This window comes from Pseudomonas sp. S1(2024), from assembly GCF_046557535.1.
Genome location: NZ_JBKGFP010000047.1, coordinates 143,975 through 162,808, shown reverse-complemented (window position 1 = coordinate 162,808; position 18,834 = coordinate 143,975). Strand labels below are relative to the sequence as shown.

Here is an 18,834-nt window from a genome sequence, read left to right as displayed (position 1 = left end):
GTCGCGAAAGGGCCGCAAAGCGGCCCCGGCAATTTCTGCTGCACAGCTGAAATCCTGGGGCCGCTTCGCGCCCCATCGCGACACAAGGCCGCTCCTACAAGGGGGGCGTCAGCTTGAGTCGGTCATTCCAGGTCGAGCTTTTCTTCCAGGCGGTCGAGGTGCTTGTGCATCAGGCCCAGCGCCGCCTCGGCATCGCCATGCTCCACGGCATCGATGATCGCCGCATGTTCCTCCCACGCGCAGTGGTCGCAGCAAGGCGACTCGTAACGGGCGATGATCAGCGAGGTCATCGGCACCAGGCCATTGAGAAACCGCGCCAGTGGCGCATTGGCAGCCACCTGCGCCAGTTTCAGGTGAAACTCGCCGCCCAGGCGGATCGCCGCACAACGCTCGCCGTTTTCATGGTGCTGGCGCTCGCGCTCCACCAGTTGCCGCAGCTGGCGAATCTGTACCGGCCGGGCGCGTTGCGCGGCCAGGGTGATAAGCGTGGTTTCGGCCAGGCGCCGGGCGCTGAGCACCTGGCGTGCCTGCTCCGGGTCGGGCACGGCCAGATGCGCAGTGTGGCTGGGGCGCTGCACCACCACCTGCTGGTCGGACAGGCGCCCGAGCACACGGCGGATCACTGTACGGCTGACACCAAAGGCATGGCCCAGCGCCTGTTCGGGCAACAGGCTGCCAGGTGGCAGGCGCTGTTCGAGGATGGCATCGAACAGCCGCGGGTAGATCTGCTCGGCCGACAGGCGGGTTTCGCCAGCCGCGAGCAGGGCCGGCAAGTGAGGGGCGGCGTTCATGGTCGCTCTCCTGGGGTCATGGATGCGGGTGTTCGTCCGGGATGTTCAACGGGATGCCCATGCGCAACCCTTCGGCCAGAATGTGCTGGCGCATCTGGGCACTGGCCTGGGCGCTGCTGCGCTCACGTATGGCGCGCACCACCGCTTCGTTTTCCTTCAGCCGCGCGGCCAGGTGCTCTGGCGAATTGCGCAGCATGTCGGCGCTCTGCTTGAGGGCATTGCCGGTCTGTTGCACCACGCTCTGGAAGATCGGGTTGGTGGTCAGGGCGAACAGCGCTTCATGGAAGGCGATGTAGGCCCTGACTCCGGCTTCGCTGTCATCGGCCTCCAGCGCTTCACGCATGTCCATCAGGGTAAGGCGCAGTTGGCCGATGTCCTGACTGTTGGCCGACTGCGCCACCAGGCCGACGATGAAAGGCTCAAGGGTGTAGCGCAGCTCCAGCACGTCGGCCAGGCTGGCTGCGGCGCTGGTGTCCAGGCCCGGTTCCTGGGTGGCGGCATCGACATCCAGTACCAGCACACCCTTGCCTGGCAGCGAACGCACCAGGCCCAGGGTTTCCAGCACGGTCACCGCTTCGCGCAGGCTGGGGCGGCTGATGCCCAGTTGTTCGGCCAGTTCGCGCTGGCCTGGCAGCATGTCGCCGGTACGCCATTGGCCTCGGGCCAGGGCCTGGCGCAGTTTTTCCACCACTGAGTTGACGACGGTAGATGAGCTGATCACGGTTCGCTCCTGGAAGGGCCGGCGTCAGTGCCGGCCACGTTCGCTCAGAATTCCTGTTGATGGGGGTTGGGCTGCTTGCGTGGCATGGGGGCGAAACCGGGCTTGCCGTCGAGCACGTTGTGCGCACGTTCCAGGTCGATGTCCTTCTCCCAGCGTGCGATGGCCACGGTGGCCACGCAGTTGCCGATCAGGTTGGTCAGCGCTCGGCCGATGCCCATGAACCAGTCCACCGCCAGTACCAGTACCAGGCCGACCACCGGGATCGCCGGCACGGCGGTCAGGGTAGCGGCGAGGATGACCAGCGCCGAGCCTGGGATGCCGTGAGCGCCCTTGGAAGTCACCAGCGATACCAGCAGGATGGTCAGCAGGTCGGTCATTGCCAGTGGCGTGCCGGTGGCGTTGGCAATGAACACGATGGCCAGGGTCAGGTAGATGGAGAAACCATCGAGGTTGAACGAATAACCGGTGGGGATCACCAGGCCGACGGTGGAGCTGCCGATGCCCAGGTGCTCGAGCTTGCGCATGATCTGTGGCAGTACGGCGTCGGACGAGGCGGTGCCCAGCACGATGGTCAGTTCTTCACGCAGGTACTTGATCAGCGGCAGCAGCTTCAGCCCCGACAGGCGCATGACCGTGCCCAGCACGATCAGTACGAAGCCGGCACAGGTCAGGTAGAACAGCGCCACCAGCCCGCCCAGGTGCTGCAGCGATTCCAGGCCGTACTTGCTGGTGGTGAAGGCGATGGCGCCGAACACGCCGATCGGTGCCAGGCGCACGATCATGCCCATGATGCGGAAGATCACGTGGCTCAGTTCGTTGATCAGCCGCGAGATGCCGGCTGCCGAGTCACCCACCAGGTTCAGCGCGCTGCCGAACAGTACCGAGAACAGCAGCACCTGGAGGATGTTGTTGTCGGCAAAGGCGCCGATCACCGAGGTGGGGATCAGGTCCATGAAGAACGCCGTGGCACCGTGGATGTGCTGGCCGCGCTCGGCCAGGCTGCTGGCGTCGGCGCTGGACAGTTGGTCCAGGTGGATGTTGGCGCCGCTGCCGATGCCGCTGGTGAAGGCGAACACCAGGCCGATCACCAGTGCCAGGGTGGTCAGTATCTCGAAGTAGATCACCGACTTCAGGCCGATGCGCCCGACCTTTTTCAGGTCACCGGCGCCCGAGATACCGCTGACCACCACGCAGAACACGATCAGGCCGATGAGCATCTTGATCAGCTTGATGAAGCCGTCGCCAAGGGGTTTGAGTTGCAGGGAAAGGTCGGGGAAGCTGAGACCGCAGGCGATGCCGAGGGCAAGGCCGAGCACGACTTGAAGGAAGATCGAACGCGAGCACCATTTGAGCATGGGAGGGATCTCTGATCGGTGTCCTTGCTTCGGTAGCCGCACGGGGCGAAAGAGCGCAGGACTTAATTATTGTGGTCTTACCGGTTTGTTCAGCGCGAAGCCATGAAAGCGCGAAAAATCCGACATTGCAAGGATTTTTGGCCTTACCGGTCTGACCAGTTGTGGGGCAATCCAGCGTCTCTGGCTCTAATTCGGTGCATCTGGTTGGATCGAGCCGCAGTGCGGCCGTTCACAGGTGAATCGCAGCGGCGAACCGCGTGCGCACATGAATCAGATCAGGCTTTGGCCAGTGCCTCGTGCAACATTGCAATCAGCTTGCCAAGCGCCATGCCGACTTCGATATTTTCGATAACGCCATGATTCGTAAGGTTTATTTGCATTCCTTGGCTGACCTCGTAGAATCCGCGCCCGACCGGGAAGTCACCAAAGGGTCGATTGCAGGGGATTCATCCTGATAATCGCCTCGCAAGCAGGCTCCCGGCGTTTGAATGAATGGAGTCTCATAGTGCGTCTCAACCTTCCGGTTACCCCGGTCGAGCAACGTTTTCCCCCCGATCAGCGATTGATTTCCGCTACCGACACCAGCAGCCTGATCACCTACTGCAACCCCGAGTTCGCCGCCATCAGCGGTTACAGCGAGGCAGAGCTGATCGGCAGCCCACACAACCTGGTACGCCACCCGGACATGCCGCCGGCGGTGTACCAGTTGATGTGGAATTACCTGAAGGCCGGCAAGAGCTGGATGGGCATCGTCAAGAACCGCTGCCGCAACGGCGATTACTATTGGGTCAACGCCTACGTCACGCCTATTCTCGAAGCCGGGCGGGTGGTGGGCTATGAATCGGTACGGGTGTGCCCGACGCGTGAGCAGGTGGCCCGTGCCGAGGCCCTGTATGCACGCATGCGCAACGGTCAGGCTGTGTTGCCCTGGTCACGGCGCGCGACCATGCTGGCGCGTGACCTGGCCGTACCGCTCGTGGGCGGGGGGCTGGCTTTGGGGGCCAACAATCTGTGGCCCGGCCTGGTCGCGCAGGGGCTGACCCTGGGGCTGTTCCTGGCCTATGGCCTGTTGGCACGCAATGCCGTTGGGCGGCAGATGGAGCGCATAGTGCAGGGCGCAGACGGCACCTTCGCCGACCCGATCGCCGCCTTGACCTACAGCGACCTGCCCGGTGCTGGCGGACAACTGCAATTGATGCTGATCAGCGAGGAGGCGCGGCTGAAAACCGCGCTGACCCGGTTAAGTGACTTGGCGGCCCAGATGGCCGTGGCTGCACATGATGCCGGGGCGTTGTCGCGCAGCACCGAGGCGGCATTGCTGGAGCAGCGTGCGGAAACCGACCTGAGCGCCACTGCCATGAACCAGATGGCCGCTTCCATCGGTGAGGTTGCCAACCATGTGCAACTGACTGCTGCCGAAGCCCACACTGCGCACCTGCTGGCCGAGCAGGGCAGCCTGGTGGCCGACGCCAGCGGAGCTGCAATCCGCACCTTGGCCGGTACCGTGGCCCAGATCAACCAGGCTGTCAGCCACCTGGCTGGTCAGACCGGTGCTATCGCCGAAGCCACCGGGATGATCCGCGGCATCGCCGAGCAGACCAACCTGCTGGCGCTAAATGCCGCCATCGAGGCGGCCCGTGCCGGCGAGCAAGGCCGTGGCTTTGCCGTGGTCGCCGATGAAGTGCGGGCACTGGCCGACAAGACCCGGCAGTCGACACTGCACATCCAGGCTATCATCGATGCTCTGCGCAGTGGCGCAGAGGAGGCCGTGGCGATTGCCAGCCAGGGCATCGACGGTGCCGAGCAGGGCGTTGCCCAGGTGCAGGAAGCGCGGCAGGCGTTGCATGGCATTCGTGATGCGGTGCAGCGCATCAGTGACATGAGCCAGCAGATGGCTACGGCTTCGCAGCAGCAGTCGGCCGTCGCCGAAGACGTCTCGAGGCAGATCAATGGTGTGGCCGGCATAGCCCAGCACAGCGCACACAGCGCCAACGCCGCAGCCTCTCGCGGCGCCGAACTGGAAGAGGTGTGCGCCGGATTGCGTGCCCTTGTGGAGCGCTTCAACCGTTAAGGCAGGATGCTTTATGGATGACAACTATCGTGCAGCCGTTGACGCGGCTGCGATCTTTTCCGAAACCGACCTGCGTGGAACCATCACTTACGTCAACCAGCAGTTCTGCAGCATCTCGGGCTACAGCCGCGAGGAGCTGCTGGGCGCCAACCACCGCATCCTCAACTCCGGCCTGCACGAGCCGGAGTTCTTCGTCGGCATGTGGCGGGCGCTGGCCGCCGGCCGGGTGTGGAAGGGCGAGATCTGCAACCGCGCCAGGGACGGCTCGCTGTACTGGGTCGACAGCACCATGGTGCCACTGGTCGACCCGCTCACCGGAGAGGTGCGCAAGTACGTGTCGATCCGTTTCGACGTCACCGAGAAGCGCCAGCTGCTGCATACCTTGCAATGGCGTGTGGGCCATGACGTGCTAACCGGCCTGCCCAACCGCGCTTACCTGTCCGACCTGCTGAACCAGGCCCTGGCCTACTCGCGCCGTGAAGACATTCCGCTGGCTGTATGCATGCTCGACCTGGATGGCTTCAAGGCAGTCAACGACGGCTACGGGCATGCCATGGGCGACCTGCTGTTGGTCGAGGTGGCGCAGCGGCTGAAGCACATCCTGCGCGATGGCGACGCAGTGGCCCGGTTGTCGGGGGACGAATTCGTGCTGATCCTGCGCAACGTCGAAGACCGCCAGTTGCATGCTGCGCTGCGCCGGGTGCTGCGGGCACTGGCGGCGCCTTATGTGGTACGCGAGCAGCGCCTGTCGCTCAGCGCCAGTATCGGCGTGACCCTGTACCCGCAGGACGACGAAGACGCCGACACCTTGGTGCGCCATGCCGACCAGGCCATGTATGTGGCCAAGCAGCGTGGGCGCAACCGCTATCACCTGTTCGACGTGACACAGGAACAGGAACTCAAGGCTACCCACCAGACCGTGGCGCGGGTGCGCCGGGCCCTGCACAACGGCGAGCTGTGCCTGTATTACCAGCCCAAGGTCAACCTGCGCAGCGGCCAGGTGCTGGGCTTCGAGGGCTTGCTGCGCTGGCAGCGGCCAGGCCGCGGGCTGGTGCCGCCTGGTGATTTCCTGCCGGCAGTGGAGCAGACCGACCTGATCGTGGAAATCGGCGAATGGGTGCTCGACCAGGCGCTGAACCAGTTGCAGGCATGGCAACGTCAGGGGCAGCCCTGGTCACTGAGCGTGAACATCGCCGCGCGGCATTTGCAGCGTGGTGACTTTGTCGAGCGCCTGCAGCAGTTGCTGGCGGCGCACCCGGAGGTGGACCCGGCGCGGCTGGACCTGGAAATCGTCGAGTCGGTGGCCATCGATAACCTGCAGCATGTCAGCTGCTGTCTCGATGCCTGCCGCGCACTGGGTGTGCGCTTCTCCCTGGACGACTTTGGCACTGGCTATTCGTCGCTGAGCTACCTGAAGCGCTTGCCGACACAGACGATCAAGATCGATCAGTCATTCGTGCGCGACATCCTGCATGACCAGGACGACCTGGCGCTGACCGAAGCGGTGATCGGCCTGGCCCGGGCGTTTGGCCGCGAGGTGATTGCCGAAGGGCTGGAGAGCGTCGAGCACGGCCGCGTGCTGATGGGCCTGGGCTGCGAACTGGCACAGGGTTACTGTATCGCCCGGCCGATGCCGGCCAGTGCGGTGCAAGCCTGGGCGCAGGCCTACCGGCAGCCGGAGCAATGGCGTGACCCTTGATGCCGCGTCAGCGGGCCATTGGCTTGACCTCGGCCAGCACCGGGTGCGCCACCAGCTTGTCGATGTGCAGGGCGTCGTCGTTCATCCAGCTTTCGCTGAGCAGCCGGTAGTGTTCCATGTCGCGGCAGCGCAGGCGCAGGCTGTAGTCGAAGTGGCCGCTGATCAGCTGGCACTCGTGCACTTCCGGGCAGTTGCGCAGGGTGGCTTCGAAGGCCTTCTGCGCGGCCCGCCCGCTCTGGTTGGACAGGGCGACCAGCACAAGCAGCGACACCCCGGGCGCGACCTTCTGCAGGTCGATGATCGCCCCGTAGCCGCGGATCACGCCACGGCGCTCCAGCTTGCGTACACGCTCCAGACAGGGGCGCGGGGTGAGGTGGACGAGGCTGGAGAGTTTTTCGAAAGTGATGCGGCCGTCATGGCGCAGGATGTCGATGATCGCTTCGTCGATGCGGTCGAGGGGGTGGGCGTTGGCGTCCTTGGTGTCCATGCGCTTGGGCTTCTTTCAGAAGAGGGCATGGGACAGGGTAGGCGGTAAAGGGGGCCGCTGCGCGGCCCATCGCGACACAAGGCCGCTCCTACAAGGGATACGCGGTCCTTGTGTAGGAGCGGCCTTGTGTCGCGATGGGCTGCGCAGCAGCCCCAGGGGCCATCAGGCGCAGACAGAACCAGCCTTGGGCACCGCCCGCAACTCCACCACCCGCGGCTGCAACAACCCATACAAATCCTTCGGATCCTCCAGCACCGGCACCAGCCCGATGTCCGTGCCGATACCCAGTGCCTGCGCCGTGTCCAGCACATAGCGCAATGCCGAGTAATCCTCCAGGGCAAACCCCACCGAGTCGAACAGCGTCACCTGTTCGCCGTGCTCACGCCCCTTGGCTTCCCCGGCGACCACACGCCAGAACTCGGTCACTGGTGAGTCTGCAGGCATCTGCTGGATCTCGCCTTCCACCCGGCTTTGCGGTTCGTACTCGACGATCACCCGGGCCCGCTCCACAATCGCCCGATGCAGCTCGGTCTTGCCCGGGCAGTCACCCCCCACGGCATTCAGGTGCATGCCCGGCTCGATCATCTCCGGGGTGAGGATGGTGGCGCAGGCCTTGTCGGCGGTTACCGTGGTGACGATATCGGCCCCGCGTACCGCTTCGGCCACGGAGCTGGCGATGCTCAGCTTGAGACCGGGGCGGTTGGCCAGGTTGGCGACCAGCTTGGCCGAGGCAGCCGGGTCGATGTCATACAGGCGGATTTCATCGATGCCCAGCAGGGCATTGAAGGCGATGGCCTGGAACTCGCTCTGCGAGCCATTGCCGATCAATGCCATGCTGCGGCTGTCTTCGCGCGCCAGGTAGCGGGCGGCCAGGGCCGAGGTGGCGGCGGTGCGAATGGCGGTGGTCAGGGTCATTTCGCTGAGCAGCAACGGTGCACCGGTATCGACGCTGGCTAGGGCGCCGAAGGCCATCACCGTGAGCAGGCCATGGCGAGTGTTCTTAGGATGGCCGTTGACGTACTTGAAGGCGTAGCGGCTGGCGTCCGAGATTGGCATCAGCTCGATTACGCCGTCCGCTGAATGGTTGGCCACCCGGGCGCATTTTTCGAAGGCTGGCCAGCGCAGGTAGTCCTGGCGGATGTACTCGGCCATTTCCAGCAGGCACGTGGGCAGGCCTTTGCGGTTGACCAGGCGGGCCAGGTCTTGCACATCGATATAGCGGGTCATGAGGGGTCTCCCTGCGGTCGACGCTTCCAGAGTGGGCTCTGGTTTCATTGTGCGGCGGGTGGGGAGGCAAAGCTGGCTGTAATGGGCTGTGGCGGCAGCGGCTTTGGCTGATTTCGCTGCGCTGGCAGCCGAATCGGCTGTGGCTGGGCCGGCCCTATCGCCGGCAAGCCGGCTCCCACAGGGATATCACAGGCCTTGAGAGCGGCGCTGTACCTGTGGGAGCTGGCTTGCCGGCGATGAGGCCAGTACAGGCCAGGGCAATCATCGCTCACGCAGCCGCTTGTACAGCGTGGTGCGGCTGATCCCGAGCCCGCGCGCCACCGCCGAGAGGTTGCCGTTGGCTTGTGCCACCAGCTCGCGCAGGTCCGCCTCTTCGGGCGCAATCGGCACAGGCACCTGCGCCTCGGCGAGAAAACCCGCAGGCAGGTGTTCCAGGCCAACCGGCTCATTACCCGCCAAGGCCAGCGCCACCTGCAGCACACTCACCAGTTCACGCATGTTCCCTGGCCAGGGGTGCCGGTCAAGCAGCTCGATAATGGCCGCAGGCAGCCGCGCAGGCTGCCCGGGATCACGGTAGCGCGCATGCACCTGCTCGATCAGCTGCCGGCGGTCATTACGCTCGCGCAGCGGCGGCAAAACCACTGCCAGCCCGGCGATGCGGTAATACAGGTCCTGGCGAAAGCGCCCGGCGCGCACTTCTTCGGCCAGGTCGCGGTTGCTCGCCGACACCACGCGAATATCCACCGCCACCGGTTCGCCGCTGCCCAATGGCTGGATGCTGCGCGTCTGCAGCACGCGCAGCAGGCGGGCCTGGGTGGGCAACGGCATGTCGCCAATTTCGTCGAGGAACAGGATGCCGTGGTGGGCCTTGCGGATCAGCCCCGGGTTGCCCTTCTGGTGGGCGCCGGTGAACGCGCCCTTGTCGTAGCCGAACAGCTCCGACTCCACCAGCTCTGCGGGGATCGCCGCGCAGTTGACGGCTATGAGCGGCTGGCTGGCGCGGCTGCTGGCCCGGTGCAGGGTATCGACGAATACCTCCTTGCCTACGCCGGTTTCGCCCTGCACCAGGACCGGGATGTCTTTTTCCAGCAGCAGGCCGGCCTGCGCCAGGGCTTTCTCCAGGCGTGGCTCGGCGCTGCTGGCGGCGGGGCGGCCGGGAGCCTCGCGCGGCGGCTGCCACTGGCAATGAAAGCGGTTGCGCCCGGTGGCTTGCAGGGCGAAGGGCTGTTGCCGGGGATGGCTGAGCAGCTGTTGCAGGGGCAACTGGAACAGTTGCGCGATGTTCTGCTGCAGCGGGTTGCCCCCGAGCAGGGTGTCGGCCCGGTGATTGGCGGCCAGCACCTGCCCGTGCTCATCGAATACCAGCAGGCCGGCCCAGGGGCTGTCGAGGTTGTCGGAGGCGCTGTTGAAGATCAATTGCGCATGCTGGTCGGCATGCTCGGCGAGGATCAGGCGGTTCTCCAGGCTCTGGCCCATCATGCGTACCAGGCCCAGGGTCTGGCTGGCGGGCAGGTAGCCGTCGCTGGCCACATCGAGCACCCCGACCAGCTGCCGTTCGGCGTCGAACAGCGGCGCGGCGGCGCTGGACATATAGCGGTTCTGGCGCAGGAAGTGCTCGTCCTGGCCCACGTGGATCGCCTCGGCGCAGACCAGCGCGGTGCCCAGCGCATTGGTGCCGACACCGCGCTCGTGCCAGTGGGCCCCGGCGCTGAAACCATGCTGCTGGCGCGGCTCGATGAACCGCCGCGAGCCCCAGCTGTCGAGCAGGCAGCCGCTGGCATCGGCCAGCATCACCAGGTAGCTGGCATTGCCCAGCAGGTGGGCATATTGCGGCAGCACCGCTTCGCGGGTCAGGTGCAGCAGGGCCTGGCGCCGCTCCAGCAGGGCGCTCAGCTCGGCGCGGGTCAGGCAGTCGAAGTCCGGGGCGTGTTGGGGGTGCAGGCCGTGGTCGCGGCAGCGGGCCCAGGAGGCCTGGATCAGTTGGGCATGGGGCGAAGCGGATGCGGCCATGGGCCTGTCCTGTGTGATTGTTGTCATGGGGCCGACCGCTGTTCAGTGTCGTGCAGGGTTGTTCAATGTCAAACCGGCAAGTGTTCAGTTGTTCAGTGCTTGTGTTCAGTTGTGAACCTGCGATTGACCGGTGTTGCCGGCCAGGCCCCGGGCCAGACGGTTGCGGCGCATCTGGCACGAAACTGGCTGTGCCCGGCAGACAAAAACCACAAGAAGGCCACGCCATGTCCCTGGTGCTGGAACAGGTCAGTCGCAGCGTCGACAACCAGGCCTGGATCGTCGATGCCTCACTGCGTTTCGAACCCGGCTCGTTCAACGTGCTGCTGGGCCGCACCCTGGCCGGCAAGACCAGCCTGATGCGCCTGATGGCCGGGCTCGATCGCCCGGACCGGGGGCGGGTGCTGATGGATGGCCAGGACGTGACTGGCGTGCCGGTGCGCCAACGCAATGTGTCGATGGTGTATCAGCAGTTCATCAATTACCCGACCCTCAGCGTGTACGAGAACATTGCGTCACCGCTGCGCCAGGCACGCATGGACGAGCCCCAGATTCGCCGACGGGTGCAGGAAACCGCCGAGATGCTGCGCATCGAAGCCTACCTGCAGCGCCTGCCGCTGGAGCTGTCCGGTGGCCAGCAGCAACGCACGGCAATGGCCCGGGCGCTGGTCAAGGATGCCTCGCTGATCCTGTTCGACGAGCCACTGGTCAACCTCGACTACAAGCTGCGTGAGGGCCTGCGCCAGGAACTGCGCGAACTGTTCGCGGCACGCCACTGCATTGCCGTGTATGCCACCACCGAGCCCAACGAGGCGCTGGCTCTGGGCGGCACCACCACCCTGGTGCATGAGGGCCGTATCGTCCAGAGCGGGCCTACCGCCGAGGTCTACCAGCGCCCGGGCAGCGTGCTGGCTGCCGAGCTGTTTTCCGAGCCGCCGATCAACCTGGTGCCTGGCCGTATCAGCGGCAACGACGTGAGCCTGGCCCAGGCCGTGCACTTTGCCCGCAATGCCGACTTGCAGCCGCTCGCCGAGGGTGACTACCGCTTTGGCGTGCGGCCCAGCCACATCAGCCTGGTGCCGGCGCACGACGACGACCTGGAATTGTCGGTGCTGGTGGAACTGGCCGAGATCAGTGGTTCAGAGACCTTCCTGCATGTACGCAACGAACACTGGCGGATGATCCTGCACCTGCCAGGGGTACACGAATACCAGGTGGACACGCCGATCCGCGTGTTCATCCCCACCCACAAGCTGTTCGTGTTCGACAGTGCCGGGGCGCTGGTGCAGGCCCCGGGGCTGCGCCAGGCAAGGAGAGGTTGATGGCCGAGATCCGCCTGCGCCAACTGGCGCACAGCTACAGCCGCCAGCCCGCCAGCGAGGCGGACTATGCCCTGCACGCGCTGGAGCATGTGTGGGAGCAGGGCGGTGCCTACGCCTTGCTCGGGCCGTCGGGCTGCGGCAAGTCGACCTTGCTCAACATCATCTCCGGGCTGCTGACTCCTTCCCATGGCGAGGTGCTGTTCGACGGCAAACCGGTCAACCAGCTGTCACCGCAGGCGCGCAACATTGCCCAGGTGTTCCAGTTCCCGGTGGTTTACGACACCATGACGGTGTTCGACAACCTGGCGTTTCCCTTGCGCAACCAAGGGTTGGACGAAGCCCGGGTGCAGGCCCGGGTGGAAGAGATTGCCGAGGTGCTCGACCTGTCGGCCGTGCTGCGCAAGAAGGCGCGCAACCTCAGTGCCGACGAAAAGCAGAAGGTCTCCATGGGACGGGGCCTGGTGCGCGATGACGTGTCGGCGATCCTGTTCGACGAGCCGCTGACGGTGATCGACCCGCACCTGAAGTGGAAGCTGCGGCGCAAGCTCAAGCAGATCCACGAGCAGTTCAACATCACCATGATCTACGTCACCCACGACCAGTTGGAGGCCTCGACGTTCGCCGACAAGATCGCGGTGATGCACGGCGGGCGCATCGTCCAGTTCGGCACCCCGCGCGAACTGTTCGAGCGGCCGCGGCATACCTTCGTCGGTTACTTCATCGGCAGCCCGGGGATGAACCTGATCGAGGTGCGCGCCGAAGCGGACGGGGTGGCGTTCGGCGATATTCACCTGGTGCTGCCCGGGCAAATGCGAGAGCACCTGCGAGAGCGCCTGGCGGCCACAGGCGGTGGTCGCCTGCAGCTGGGCATCCGCCCGGAATTCGTGCAGCTGTGGGACAGCCCGTTCGATGATGCCTACCCGGCACGGGTGCTGGACGTCGAGGACCTGGGCACCTACCGCATCGTCACCCTCGAACTGGGAGGTGTCGCGCTCAAGGCACGCCTGGGCGAGGACCGCCCGTTGCCGGTGGCCCAGGCCTGGGTCAGCCTGCCGGCGCAGTGGCTGATGCTGTACCTCGACGATGTGCTGCTGGAGGCCGGGCCATGAACAAGGTGCCGAACAACAAGGCCTGGTGGCTGGTGCTGCCGGTGTTCCTGCTGGTGGCATTCAGTGCGGTGGTGCCGATGATGACGGTGGTCAACTACTCGGTGCAGGACATCTTCGACCAGTCCAACCGCTACTTCGTCGGCGCCGACTGGTACCGTCAGGTGCTGCGCGACCCGGCGCTGCACGATGCGCTGCTGCGTCAGTTCATCTATTCCGCCTGCGTGCTGCTGATCGAAATCCCGCTGGGTATCGCCATTGCCCTGACCATGCCGACCAAGGGGCGCATGGCCTCGGTTTGCCTGATCGTCATGGCCATCCCGCTGCTGATCCCATGGAATGTGGTCGGCACCATCTGGCAGATTTTCGGCCGGGCCGACATCGGCCTGCTCGGCGCCACACTGGCCAGGCTCGGGGTCAGCTACAACTACGCCGGCGACCCGTTCGACGCCTGGCTGACCGTGCTGGTGATGGACGTGTGGCACTGGACATCGCTGGTGGCGTTGCTCTGTTACTCGGGGCTGCGCGCCATCCCCGACGTGTACTACCAGGCTGCGCGCATCGACCGCGCCTCGGGCTGGGCGGTGTTCCGCCATATCCAGTTGCCCAAGCTGAAGAACGTGCTGCTGATCGCGGTGATGCTGCGCTTCATGGACAGCTTCATGATCTACACCGAGCCCTTCGTGCTGACCGGTGGCGGGCCCGGCAATGCCACCACCTTCCTCAGCCAGACCCTCACGCGCATGGCCGTGGGGCAGTTCGACCTGGGCCCGGCGGCGGCGTTCTCGCTGGTGTACTTCCTGATCATCCTGCTGGTTTCTTGGCTGTTCTACACAGCCATGACCCATGCCGACAAGGACTAGGCCATGAGCACGCGCAAATCGCTGGCCCTGCTGCTGTACTTCTTCTTCCTGCTGGTGCCGATCTACTGGCTGCTGAACATGTCGTTCAAGAGCAACACCGAGATACTCGGCGGCCTGACCCTGTGGCCACAGGCGTTCACCCTCGACAACTACCGGGTGATCTTCACCGATGCCAGCTGGTACAGCGGCTACATCAATTCGCTGTACTACGTGTGCCTGAACACGCTGATTTCGCTGCTGGTGGCGCTGCCAGCGGCATATGCCTTCTCGCGTTACCGCTTCCTCGGTGACCGGCACCTGTTCTTCTGGCTGCTGACCAACCGCATGGCGCCACCGGCGGTGTTCCTGCTGCCGTTCTTCCAGCTGTATTCGTCGATCGGCCTGTTCGATACCCATATCGCCGTGGCCCTGGCCCACTGCCTGTTCAACGTGCCGCTGGCAGTGTGGATCCTCGAGGGGTTCATGTCTGGTGTGCCGAAGGAGATCGACGAAACGGCCTATATCGACGGCTACAGCTTCCCACGCTTCTTCATGAAGATCTTCATTCCGCTGATTGGCTCCGGCATCGGCGTGACGGCGTTTTTCTGTTTCATGTTCTCCTGGGTCGAACTGCTGCTGGCGCGCACCCTCACCTCGGTGAATGCCAAGCCGATCGCCGCGGTGATGACCCGTACCGTGTCTGCCTCGGGCATAGATTGGGGGGTACTGGCGGCGGCGGGGGTACTGACCATCTTGCCGGGCATGCTGGTGATCTGGTTCGTGCGCAACCATGTGGCCAAGGGCTTCGCCCTGGGCCGGGTGTGAGGAGGGCAAGGCATGGAGTGGATGGCCTGGACCTTGCCGACGGCGCTGTTCTTCGCCGCCGTCGGCGTGCTGCTGCTGGGCATGACCCTGCTCGAACTGCGCCGCCCCTGCGTGGAGCGACGCGGCTTCCTGCCGCTGGTCACCAGCCGTGGCGACCGCTTGTTCATCGGCCTGCTGGCCAGCGCCTACCTGCATTTGCTGGTGGTTGGCGTCAGCGAGTGGCCATTGTGGGTGGCCTCGCTGCTGTCGCTGGCGTGGCTGGTGGTGGTGCTGCGCTGGGGCTGAGCGAGCGGCCCTGTGGGATAACTGAAACGGGAGATCACAATGTTCGACAACAAGTACAACAGGCGACATTTGACCCTGGCCGCGTTGCTGGTACTGGCCAGCGTGCAGGGCACAGCCTGGGCCGACCAGTACGAGGATGCGGCAAGGAAGTGGCTCGGCAGTGAGTTCAAGCCTTCGACCCTTACCCCTGAACAGCAGTTGGCCGAGTTGAAGTGGTTCATCAAGGCTGCCGAACCGTTCCGTGGCATGAAGATCAACGTGGTGTCGGAAACCATCACCACCCATGAATACGAGTCCAAGGTGCTGGCCAAGGCCTTCAGCGAGATCACCGGTATACAGCTGACCCACGACCTGCTGCAGGAAGGCGACGTGGTGGAAAAGCTGCAGACACAGATGCAGTCGGACAAGAACATCTATGACGGCTGGGTCAACGACTCCGACCTGATCGGTACGCACTTTCGCTACGGCAAGGTGGAATCGATCACCGACCTGATGGCCAACGAAGGCAAGGACTACACCTCGCCGACCCTGGACCTGAAGGACTTCATCGGCATTTCCTTCACCACCGCGCCGGATGGCAAGGTCTACCAGCTGCCGGACCAGCAGTTCGCCAACCTCTACTGGTTCCGTGCCGACTGGTTCGAGCGGCCCGAACTGAAGGCCAGGTTCAAGGAAAAATACGGCTACGAACTTGGTGTGCCGGTGAACTGGTCAGCCTACGAGGACATTGCCAGGTTCTTTACCGAAGACGTCAAGGAAATCGACGGTAAACGCGTCTATGGCCACATGGACTACGGCAAGAAAGACCCGTCACTGGGCTGGCGCTTCACCGATGCCTGGTTCTCCATGGCGGGTGGCGGCGACAAAGGTTTGCCCAATGGTCTGCCGGTGGACGAATGGGGCATTCGCGTGGAGGACTGCCACCCGGTGGGGTCCAGCGTGACCCGTGGCGGCGACACCAACGGCCCGGCTGCCGTGTATGCCACGCAGAAATACGTGGACTGGATGCGTGCCTATGCGCCCAAGGAAGCCCAGGGCATGACCTTCTCCGAAGCCGGCCCGGTGCCGGCCCAGGGCAACATCGCCCAGCAGATCTTCTGGTACACCGCGTTTACCGCCGACATGACCAAGCCCGGTCTGCCGGTGGTGAATGCCGACGGCACACCGAAGTGGCGCATGGCGCCTTCACCGAAGGGGCCGTACTGGGAGGAGGGGATGAAGCTGGGCTACCAGGACACCGGTTCGTGGACCTTCTTCAAGTCCACCCCCGAGAAGCAACGCCTGGCTGCGTGGCTGTACGCCCAGTTCGTCACCTCCAAGACCGTGTCGCTGAAAAAGACCATCGTCGGCCTCACGCCGATTCGCGAATCGGACATCAACTCCCAGGCCATGACCGAGCTGGCGCCCAAGTTGGGCGGGCTGGTGGAGTTCTACCGCAGCCCGGCGCGGGTACAGTGGACACCGACCGGCACCAACGTGCCGGACTACCCGCGGTTGGCGCAGTTGTGGTGGAGCCACATCGCCGAAGTGGCCAGTGGCGAGAAGACCCCGCAGGAAGCGCTGGACGGCCTGGCCCGCGACCAGGACCGGATGATGGAGCGCTTGCAGCGGTCCAACGCCCAGGCCACCTGCGCACCGAAGCTGAACCCGGAGAAGGACGCCCAGTACTGGTTTGACCAGCCCGGGGCGCCGAAACCGAAACTGGCCAACGAAAAACCCAAGGGCGAGACAGTCAGCTACAACGAACTGCTGAAGTCGTGGGAGGCGGCCAGGAAGTGACCGGCTGAATACCGCGCCGGCCTCTTCGCGGGCTTGCCCGCTCCCACAGGTACCCCGCGCGTCTTGAGAGCGGCGCAGTACCTGTGGGAGCGGGCAAGCCCGCGAAGAGGCCGGTAAACCCAGTGCATATTTTGCGGGCAAAAAAAACGGCACCTGCCAGAGGTGCCGTTTTCATATCACGCGGTATTACTTGTGCAGCTCTTCCGCCGCATACAGCGTGTTCTCCAGCAGGCATGCGCGGGTCATCGGCCCGACGCCGCCCGGCACCGGCGTGATCCAGCCGGCGCGCGGCAGGGCGGTCTCGTAGACCACGTCGCCGACCAGCTTGCCGTCTTCCTGGCGGTTGATGCCCACGTCGATAACGATGGCACCTTCCTTGATCCATTCACCCTTGACCAGGCCAGGCTTGCCGGCGGCCACTACCACCAGGTCGGCGCGGCCGACATGGCCGGCGAGGTCCTTGGTGAAGCGGTGGCAGACGGTCACGGTGCAGCCGGCCAGCAGCAGCTCCATGGCCATCGGGCGACCAACGATGTTGGACGCGCCGACGATGACCGCGTTCATGCCATACAGGTCCTGGCCGGTGCTTTCCAGCAGGGTCATGATGCCCTTCGGTGTGCACGGGCGCAGCAGCGGGATGCGCTGGGCCAGACGACCGATGTTGTACGGGTGGAAGCCATCCACGTCCTTGTCCGGGCGGATGCGCTCGAGCAGCAGCGAGGCGTCCAGGTGCGCCGGCAGCGGCAACTGCAGCAGGATACCGTCGACGGCCGGATCGTCATTGAGGCGGTCGATCAGCTCGGTCAGGGCCTGCTGCGTGGTTTCGCTGGGCAGGTCGAACGCCTGCGAAATGAAGCCGACCTCTTCGCAGTCCTTGCGCTTGTGCGAGACATAGACTTGGGAGGCGGGGTCGGTGCCGACCAGGATCACCGCCAGGCCCGGCGTACGCAGGCCTTGCTGGCGACGCTCCACGACACGTTGAGCGATCTGCTGGCGCAGGCTGGCGGCGATCGCCTTGCCATCGATTAGGTGTGCAGTCATAGACGCGTGATTAACCATCGAGAAGGAAACAATTAAAGAGGGCGCATTCTCGCACGACATGGGCCAAGGGCAAAGGCGGGTGGTCGGGCAAATCCCCTAAGCCCTTAAATAATTTAAATTTTTTTGAGAAAGGTGTTGACGACTTTCAGGCTCGCCTATAAGATTCGCCGCACTTGTCGGGCACAGCCTAGCACTGGTTGGCGAAGTCGGGCAGAATGAGTGGTTTAGCAGTTACCTGTTAAAGGTCTCGTTCGGTTAGGCTTCAAGCTTAAGCGCCCGTAGCTCAGCTGGATAGAGCATCCGCCTTCTAAGCGGATGGTCGCAGGTTCGAGTCCTGCCGGGTGCGCCATTTAGGCAGCTTTGGCAAGCAAGTAGGCTGTAATGCAATATGGTGGGCGTAGCTCAGTTGGTAGAGCGCTGGATTGTGATTCCAGTTGTCGTGGGTTCGATTCCCATCGTCCACCCCATATTCTTCAAAGGCGCCTCGATAGCATCTGGCGCCTTTGTTTTAAGCGTTACGCGGACGTGGTGAAATTGGTAGACACACTGGATTTAGGTTCCAGCGGCGCAAGCTGTAAGAGTTCGAGTCTCTTCGTCCGCACCATGCTTCTGTAAGGTTGTACCGCAACATCGCAAGACCGTAATATGGTGGGCGTAGCTCAGTTGGTAGAGCGCTGGATTGTGATTCCAGTTGTCGTGGGTTCGATTCCCATCGTCCACCCCATATTTCTTCGAAGGCGCCTTGATCGTGAGATCGGGCGCCTTTTTGTTTTTGCTCTGTGTGTATGGTTTGAAGGTTCTGGCGCCTGTGAGATCGAGCGGCGCTGACAATTTCATGGCGAATCACCTCTCGGTCAAATCGCATCCCGGCCCTTGCAATCCTCTGGTGACGCCCCAATAAAAGCTGTTAGATTTCAGCCGGTTGAAACGCCGGCCCATTTGGCCGGCAGAGGAACAACCCGATGATCGCAAAAGAAGCCCGTCAGGCACTGGCGCTACAGCGCTTTGCCGAGGCCAACCCGCAGCTGCTCGAAGAGATCCGTGAGCTGGATGCGCGCGAGCAGGCCCAGCAGATCGAGTGGGCGTTCGAGGATGCGGCCGAGGAGCAGGGTATCCAGCCTTGGGAGTTGGCCCTGCAACTGATCGCCGAAACCCCCGAGCAACTGCAGGCCATGCGCCTGGAGACGCACCGTGAGGTAGCCGAGGCGCTGGGGATGGAGTGGGAGGAGTACTGCCAGTTCAACGAAATCGAACCTGAATAAAGGAAGCGAATTCG

Annotated in this window: 16 protein-coding genes, 4 tRNA genes and 1 pseudogene; 14 read left to right on the top strand and 7 right to left on the bottom strand. The window is 64.0% G+C overall.

Annotated features, from left to right (window positions below; genetic code table 11):
• Nucleotides 1–122 precede the first annotated feature (122 nt).
• From ACLCGK_RS13630 to ACLCGK_RS13620, 3 genes are read right to left on the bottom strand one after another with little or no spacing between them, the layout of a single operon-like run.
• Nucleotides 123–791, bottom strand: a complete 669-nt coding sequence (locus tag ACLCGK_RS13630) for a GntR family transcriptional regulator (protein ID WP_003260724.1) — start codon at nucleotides 789–791, stop codon at nucleotides 123–125.
• 16 nt (nucleotides 792–807) lie between these two features.
• A complete protein-coding gene (locus ACLCGK_RS13625; RefSeq protein ID WP_015269682.1) occupies nucleotides 808–1,512 on the bottom strand; it encodes a FadR/GntR family transcriptional regulator in 705 nt (234 codons plus the stop codon).
• 44 nt (nucleotides 1,513–1,556) lie between these two features.
• Nucleotides 1,557–2,867: a C4-dicarboxylate transporter DctA gene (locus ACLCGK_RS13620; RefSeq protein ID WP_191471838.1), complete on the bottom strand. Its 1,311-nt coding sequence runs from the start codon at nucleotides 2,865–2,867 to the stop codon at nucleotides 1,557–1,559.
• A 505-nt stretch (nucleotides 2,868–3,372) separates the two neighbouring features.
• Here ACLCGK_RS13620 and ACLCGK_RS13615 point away from each other — a divergent pair.
• The 3 genes and pseudogenes from ACLCGK_RS13615 to ACLCGK_RS13605 form a co-directional block, all read left to right on the top strand.
• Nucleotides 3,373–3,654 (top strand): annotated as a pseudogene (locus ACLCGK_RS13615) (PAS domain-containing protein); the annotation flags it as partial.
• A 114-nt stretch (nucleotides 3,655–3,768) separates the two neighbouring features.
• On the top strand, nucleotides 3,769–4,938 hold the full coding sequence (locus ACLCGK_RS13610; protein WP_410952182.1) for a methyl-accepting chemotaxis protein: 1,170 nt from the start codon (nucleotides 3,769–3,771) through the stop codon (nucleotides 4,936–4,938).
• A gap of 13 nt (nucleotides 4,939–4,951) precedes the next feature.
• Complete coding sequence (locus ACLCGK_RS13605) at nucleotides 4,952–6,637, top strand: putative bifunctional diguanylate cyclase/phosphodiesterase (protein ID WP_410952180.1); 1,686 nt, start codon at nucleotides 4,952–4,954, stop codon at nucleotides 6,635–6,637.
• A gap of 7 nt (nucleotides 6,638–6,644) precedes the next feature.
• On the opposite strand, the gene ACLCGK_RS13600 is transcribed toward ACLCGK_RS13605, so the two are convergent.
• From ACLCGK_RS13600 to ACLCGK_RS13590, 3 genes are all read right to left on the bottom strand, one after another.
• Entirely contained in the window at nucleotides 6,645–7,124 is a 480-nt protein-coding gene (locus tag ACLCGK_RS13600) for an Lrp/AsnC family transcriptional regulator (protein ID WP_015269686.1), read from the bottom strand.
• A 162-nt stretch (nucleotides 7,125–7,286) separates the two neighbouring features.
• Nucleotides 7,287–8,351 carry an ornithine cyclodeaminase gene (locus ACLCGK_RS13595; RefSeq protein ID WP_015269687.1) on the bottom strand — a complete coding sequence of 355 codons (1,065 nt, stop codon included), beginning with the start codon at nucleotides 8,349–8,351 and terminating at the stop codon, nucleotides 7,287–7,289.
• 261 nt (nucleotides 8,352–8,612) lie between these two features.
• Nucleotides 8,613–10,361 carry a sigma-54-dependent Fis family transcriptional regulator gene (locus tag ACLCGK_RS13590; protein WP_410952179.1) on the bottom strand — a complete coding sequence of 583 codons (1,749 nt, stop codon included), beginning with the start codon at nucleotides 10,359–10,361 and terminating at the stop codon, nucleotides 8,613–8,615.
• 224 nt (nucleotides 10,362–10,585) lie between these two features.
• Between ACLCGK_RS13590 and ACLCGK_RS13585 the strand changes: the two genes are divergently transcribed.
• Genes ACLCGK_RS13585 through ACLCGK_RS13560 form a run of 6 tightly spaced genes read left to right on the top strand, consistent with a single transcriptional unit; the run spans nucleotide 10,586 to nucleotide 16,517 of the window.
• Entirely contained in the window at nucleotides 10,586–11,680 is a 1,095-nt protein-coding gene (locus tag ACLCGK_RS13585) for an ABC transporter ATP-binding protein (protein ID WP_025338412.1), read from the top strand.
• Nucleotides 11,680–12,789, top strand: a complete 1,110-nt coding sequence (locus tag ACLCGK_RS13580; protein ID WP_322265476.1) for an ABC transporter ATP-binding protein — start codon at nucleotides 11,680–11,682, stop codon at nucleotides 12,787–12,789. Before ACLCGK_RS13585 ends, ACLCGK_RS13580 begins: the two co-directional genes overlap by 1 nt.
• On the top strand, nucleotides 12,786–13,649 hold the full coding sequence (locus ACLCGK_RS13575) for a carbohydrate ABC transporter permease (protein ID WP_039614302.1): 864 nt from the start codon (nucleotides 12,786–12,788) through the stop codon (nucleotides 13,647–13,649). The genes ACLCGK_RS13580 and ACLCGK_RS13575 overlap by 4 nt, the downstream gene beginning before the upstream one ends.
• A gap of 3 nt (nucleotides 13,650–13,652) precedes the next feature.
• Nucleotides 13,653–14,453, top strand: a complete 801-nt coding sequence (locus ACLCGK_RS13570; protein WP_247847347.1) for a carbohydrate ABC transporter permease — start codon at nucleotides 13,653–13,655, stop codon at nucleotides 14,451–14,453.
• A gap of 12 nt (nucleotides 14,454–14,465) precedes the next feature.
• Nucleotides 14,466–14,738, top strand: a complete 273-nt coding sequence (locus ACLCGK_RS13565; RefSeq protein WP_013971877.1) for a DUF2160 domain-containing protein — start codon at nucleotides 14,466–14,468, stop codon at nucleotides 14,736–14,738.
• Between the two features lie 39 nt (nucleotides 14,739–14,777).
• Complete coding sequence (locus ACLCGK_RS13560) at nucleotides 14,778–16,517, top strand: ABC transporter substrate-binding protein (RefSeq protein WP_013971878.1); 1,740 nt, start codon at nucleotides 14,778–14,780, stop codon at nucleotides 16,515–16,517.
• 186 nt (nucleotides 16,518–16,703) lie between these two features.
• On the opposite strand, the gene folD is transcribed toward ACLCGK_RS13560, so the two are convergent.
• On the bottom strand, nucleotides 16,704–17,558 hold the full coding sequence (gene folD, locus ACLCGK_RS13555) for a bifunctional methylenetetrahydrofolate dehydrogenase/methenyltetrahydrofolate cyclohydrolase FolD (RefSeq protein WP_013971879.1): 855 nt from the start codon (nucleotides 17,556–17,558) through the stop codon (nucleotides 16,704–16,706).
• Nucleotides 17,559–17,830: 272 nt separating this feature from the next.
• Here folD and ACLCGK_RS13550 point away from each other — a divergent pair.
• From ACLCGK_RS13550 to ACLCGK_RS13530, 5 genes are all read left to right on the top strand, one after another.
• Nucleotides 17,831–17,907, top strand: a tRNA-Arg gene (locus ACLCGK_RS13550).
• A 42-nt stretch (nucleotides 17,908–17,949) separates the two neighbouring features.
• Nucleotides 17,950–18,025, top strand: a tRNA-His gene (locus tag ACLCGK_RS13545).
• Nucleotides 18,026–18,077: 52 nt separating this feature from the next.
• Nucleotides 18,078–18,162, top strand: a tRNA-Leu gene (locus ACLCGK_RS13540).
• A gap of 44 nt (nucleotides 18,163–18,206) precedes the next feature.
• Nucleotides 18,207–18,282, top strand: a tRNA-His gene (locus ACLCGK_RS13535).
• Between the two features lie 238 nt (nucleotides 18,283–18,520).
• Complete coding sequence (locus ACLCGK_RS13530; protein WP_274297956.1) at nucleotides 18,521–18,820, top strand: DUF6388 family protein; 300 nt, start codon at nucleotides 18,521–18,523, stop codon at nucleotides 18,818–18,820.
• Nucleotides 18,821–18,834: the final 14 nt, after the last annotated feature.

What these genes read in the sequence shown, in the direction of transcription:
- ACLCGK_RS13585 (WP_025338412.1), top strand. Translation starts at nt 10,586, where the DNA reads ATGTCCCTGGTGCTGGAACAGGTCAGTCGCAGCGTCGACAACCAGGCC.
- folD (WP_013971879.1), bottom strand. Translation starts at nt 17,558, where the DNA reads ATGACTGCACACCTAATCGATGGCAAGGCGATCGCCGCCAGCCTGCGC.
- ACLCGK_RS13630 (WP_003260724.1), bottom strand. Translation starts at nt 791, where the DNA reads ATGAACGCCGCCCCTCACTTGCCGGCCCTGCTCGCGGCTGGCGAAACC.
- ACLCGK_RS13595 (WP_015269687.1), bottom strand. Translation starts at nt 8,351, where the DNA reads ATGACCCGCTATATCGATGTGCAAGACCTGGCCCGCCTGGTCAACCGC.
- ACLCGK_RS13565 (WP_013971877.1), top strand. Translation starts at nt 14,466, where the DNA reads ATGGAGTGGATGGCCTGGACCTTGCCGACGGCGCTGTTCTTCGCCGCC.
- ACLCGK_RS13530 (WP_274297956.1), top strand. Translation starts at nt 18,521, where the DNA reads ATGATCGCAAAAGAAGCCCGTCAGGCACTGGCGCTACAGCGCTTTGCC.
- ACLCGK_RS13570 (WP_247847347.1), top strand. Translation starts at nt 13,653, where the DNA reads ATGAGCACGCGCAAATCGCTGGCCCTGCTGCTGTACTTCTTCTTCCTG.
- ACLCGK_RS13605 (WP_410952180.1), top strand. Translation starts at nt 4,952, where the DNA reads ATGGATGACAACTATCGTGCAGCCGTTGACGCGGCTGCGATCTTTTCC.
- ACLCGK_RS13560 (WP_013971878.1), top strand. Translation starts at nt 14,778, where the DNA reads ATGTTCGACAACAAGTACAACAGGCGACATTTGACCCTGGCCGCGTTG.
- ACLCGK_RS13590 (WP_410952179.1), bottom strand. Translation starts at nt 10,361, where the DNA reads ATGGCCGCATCCGCTTCGCCCCATGCCCAACTGATCCAGGCCTCCTGG.
- ACLCGK_RS13600 (WP_015269686.1), bottom strand. Translation starts at nt 7,124, where the DNA reads ATGGACACCAAGGACGCCAACGCCCACCCCCTCGACCGCATCGACGAA.
- ACLCGK_RS13620 (WP_191471838.1), bottom strand. Translation starts at nt 2,867, where the DNA reads ATGCTCAAATGGTGCTCGCGTTCGATCTTCCTTCAAGTCGTGCTCGGC.
- ACLCGK_RS13610 (WP_410952182.1), top strand. Translation starts at nt 3,769, where the DNA reads ATGCGCAACGGTCAGGCTGTGTTGCCCTGGTCACGGCGCGCGACCATG.
- ACLCGK_RS13575 (WP_039614302.1), top strand. Translation starts at nt 12,786, where the DNA reads ATGAACAAGGTGCCGAACAACAAGGCCTGGTGGCTGGTGCTGCCGGTG.
- ACLCGK_RS13580 (WP_322265476.1), top strand. Translation starts at nt 11,680, where the DNA reads ATGGCCGAGATCCGCCTGCGCCAACTGGCGCACAGCTACAGCCGCCAG.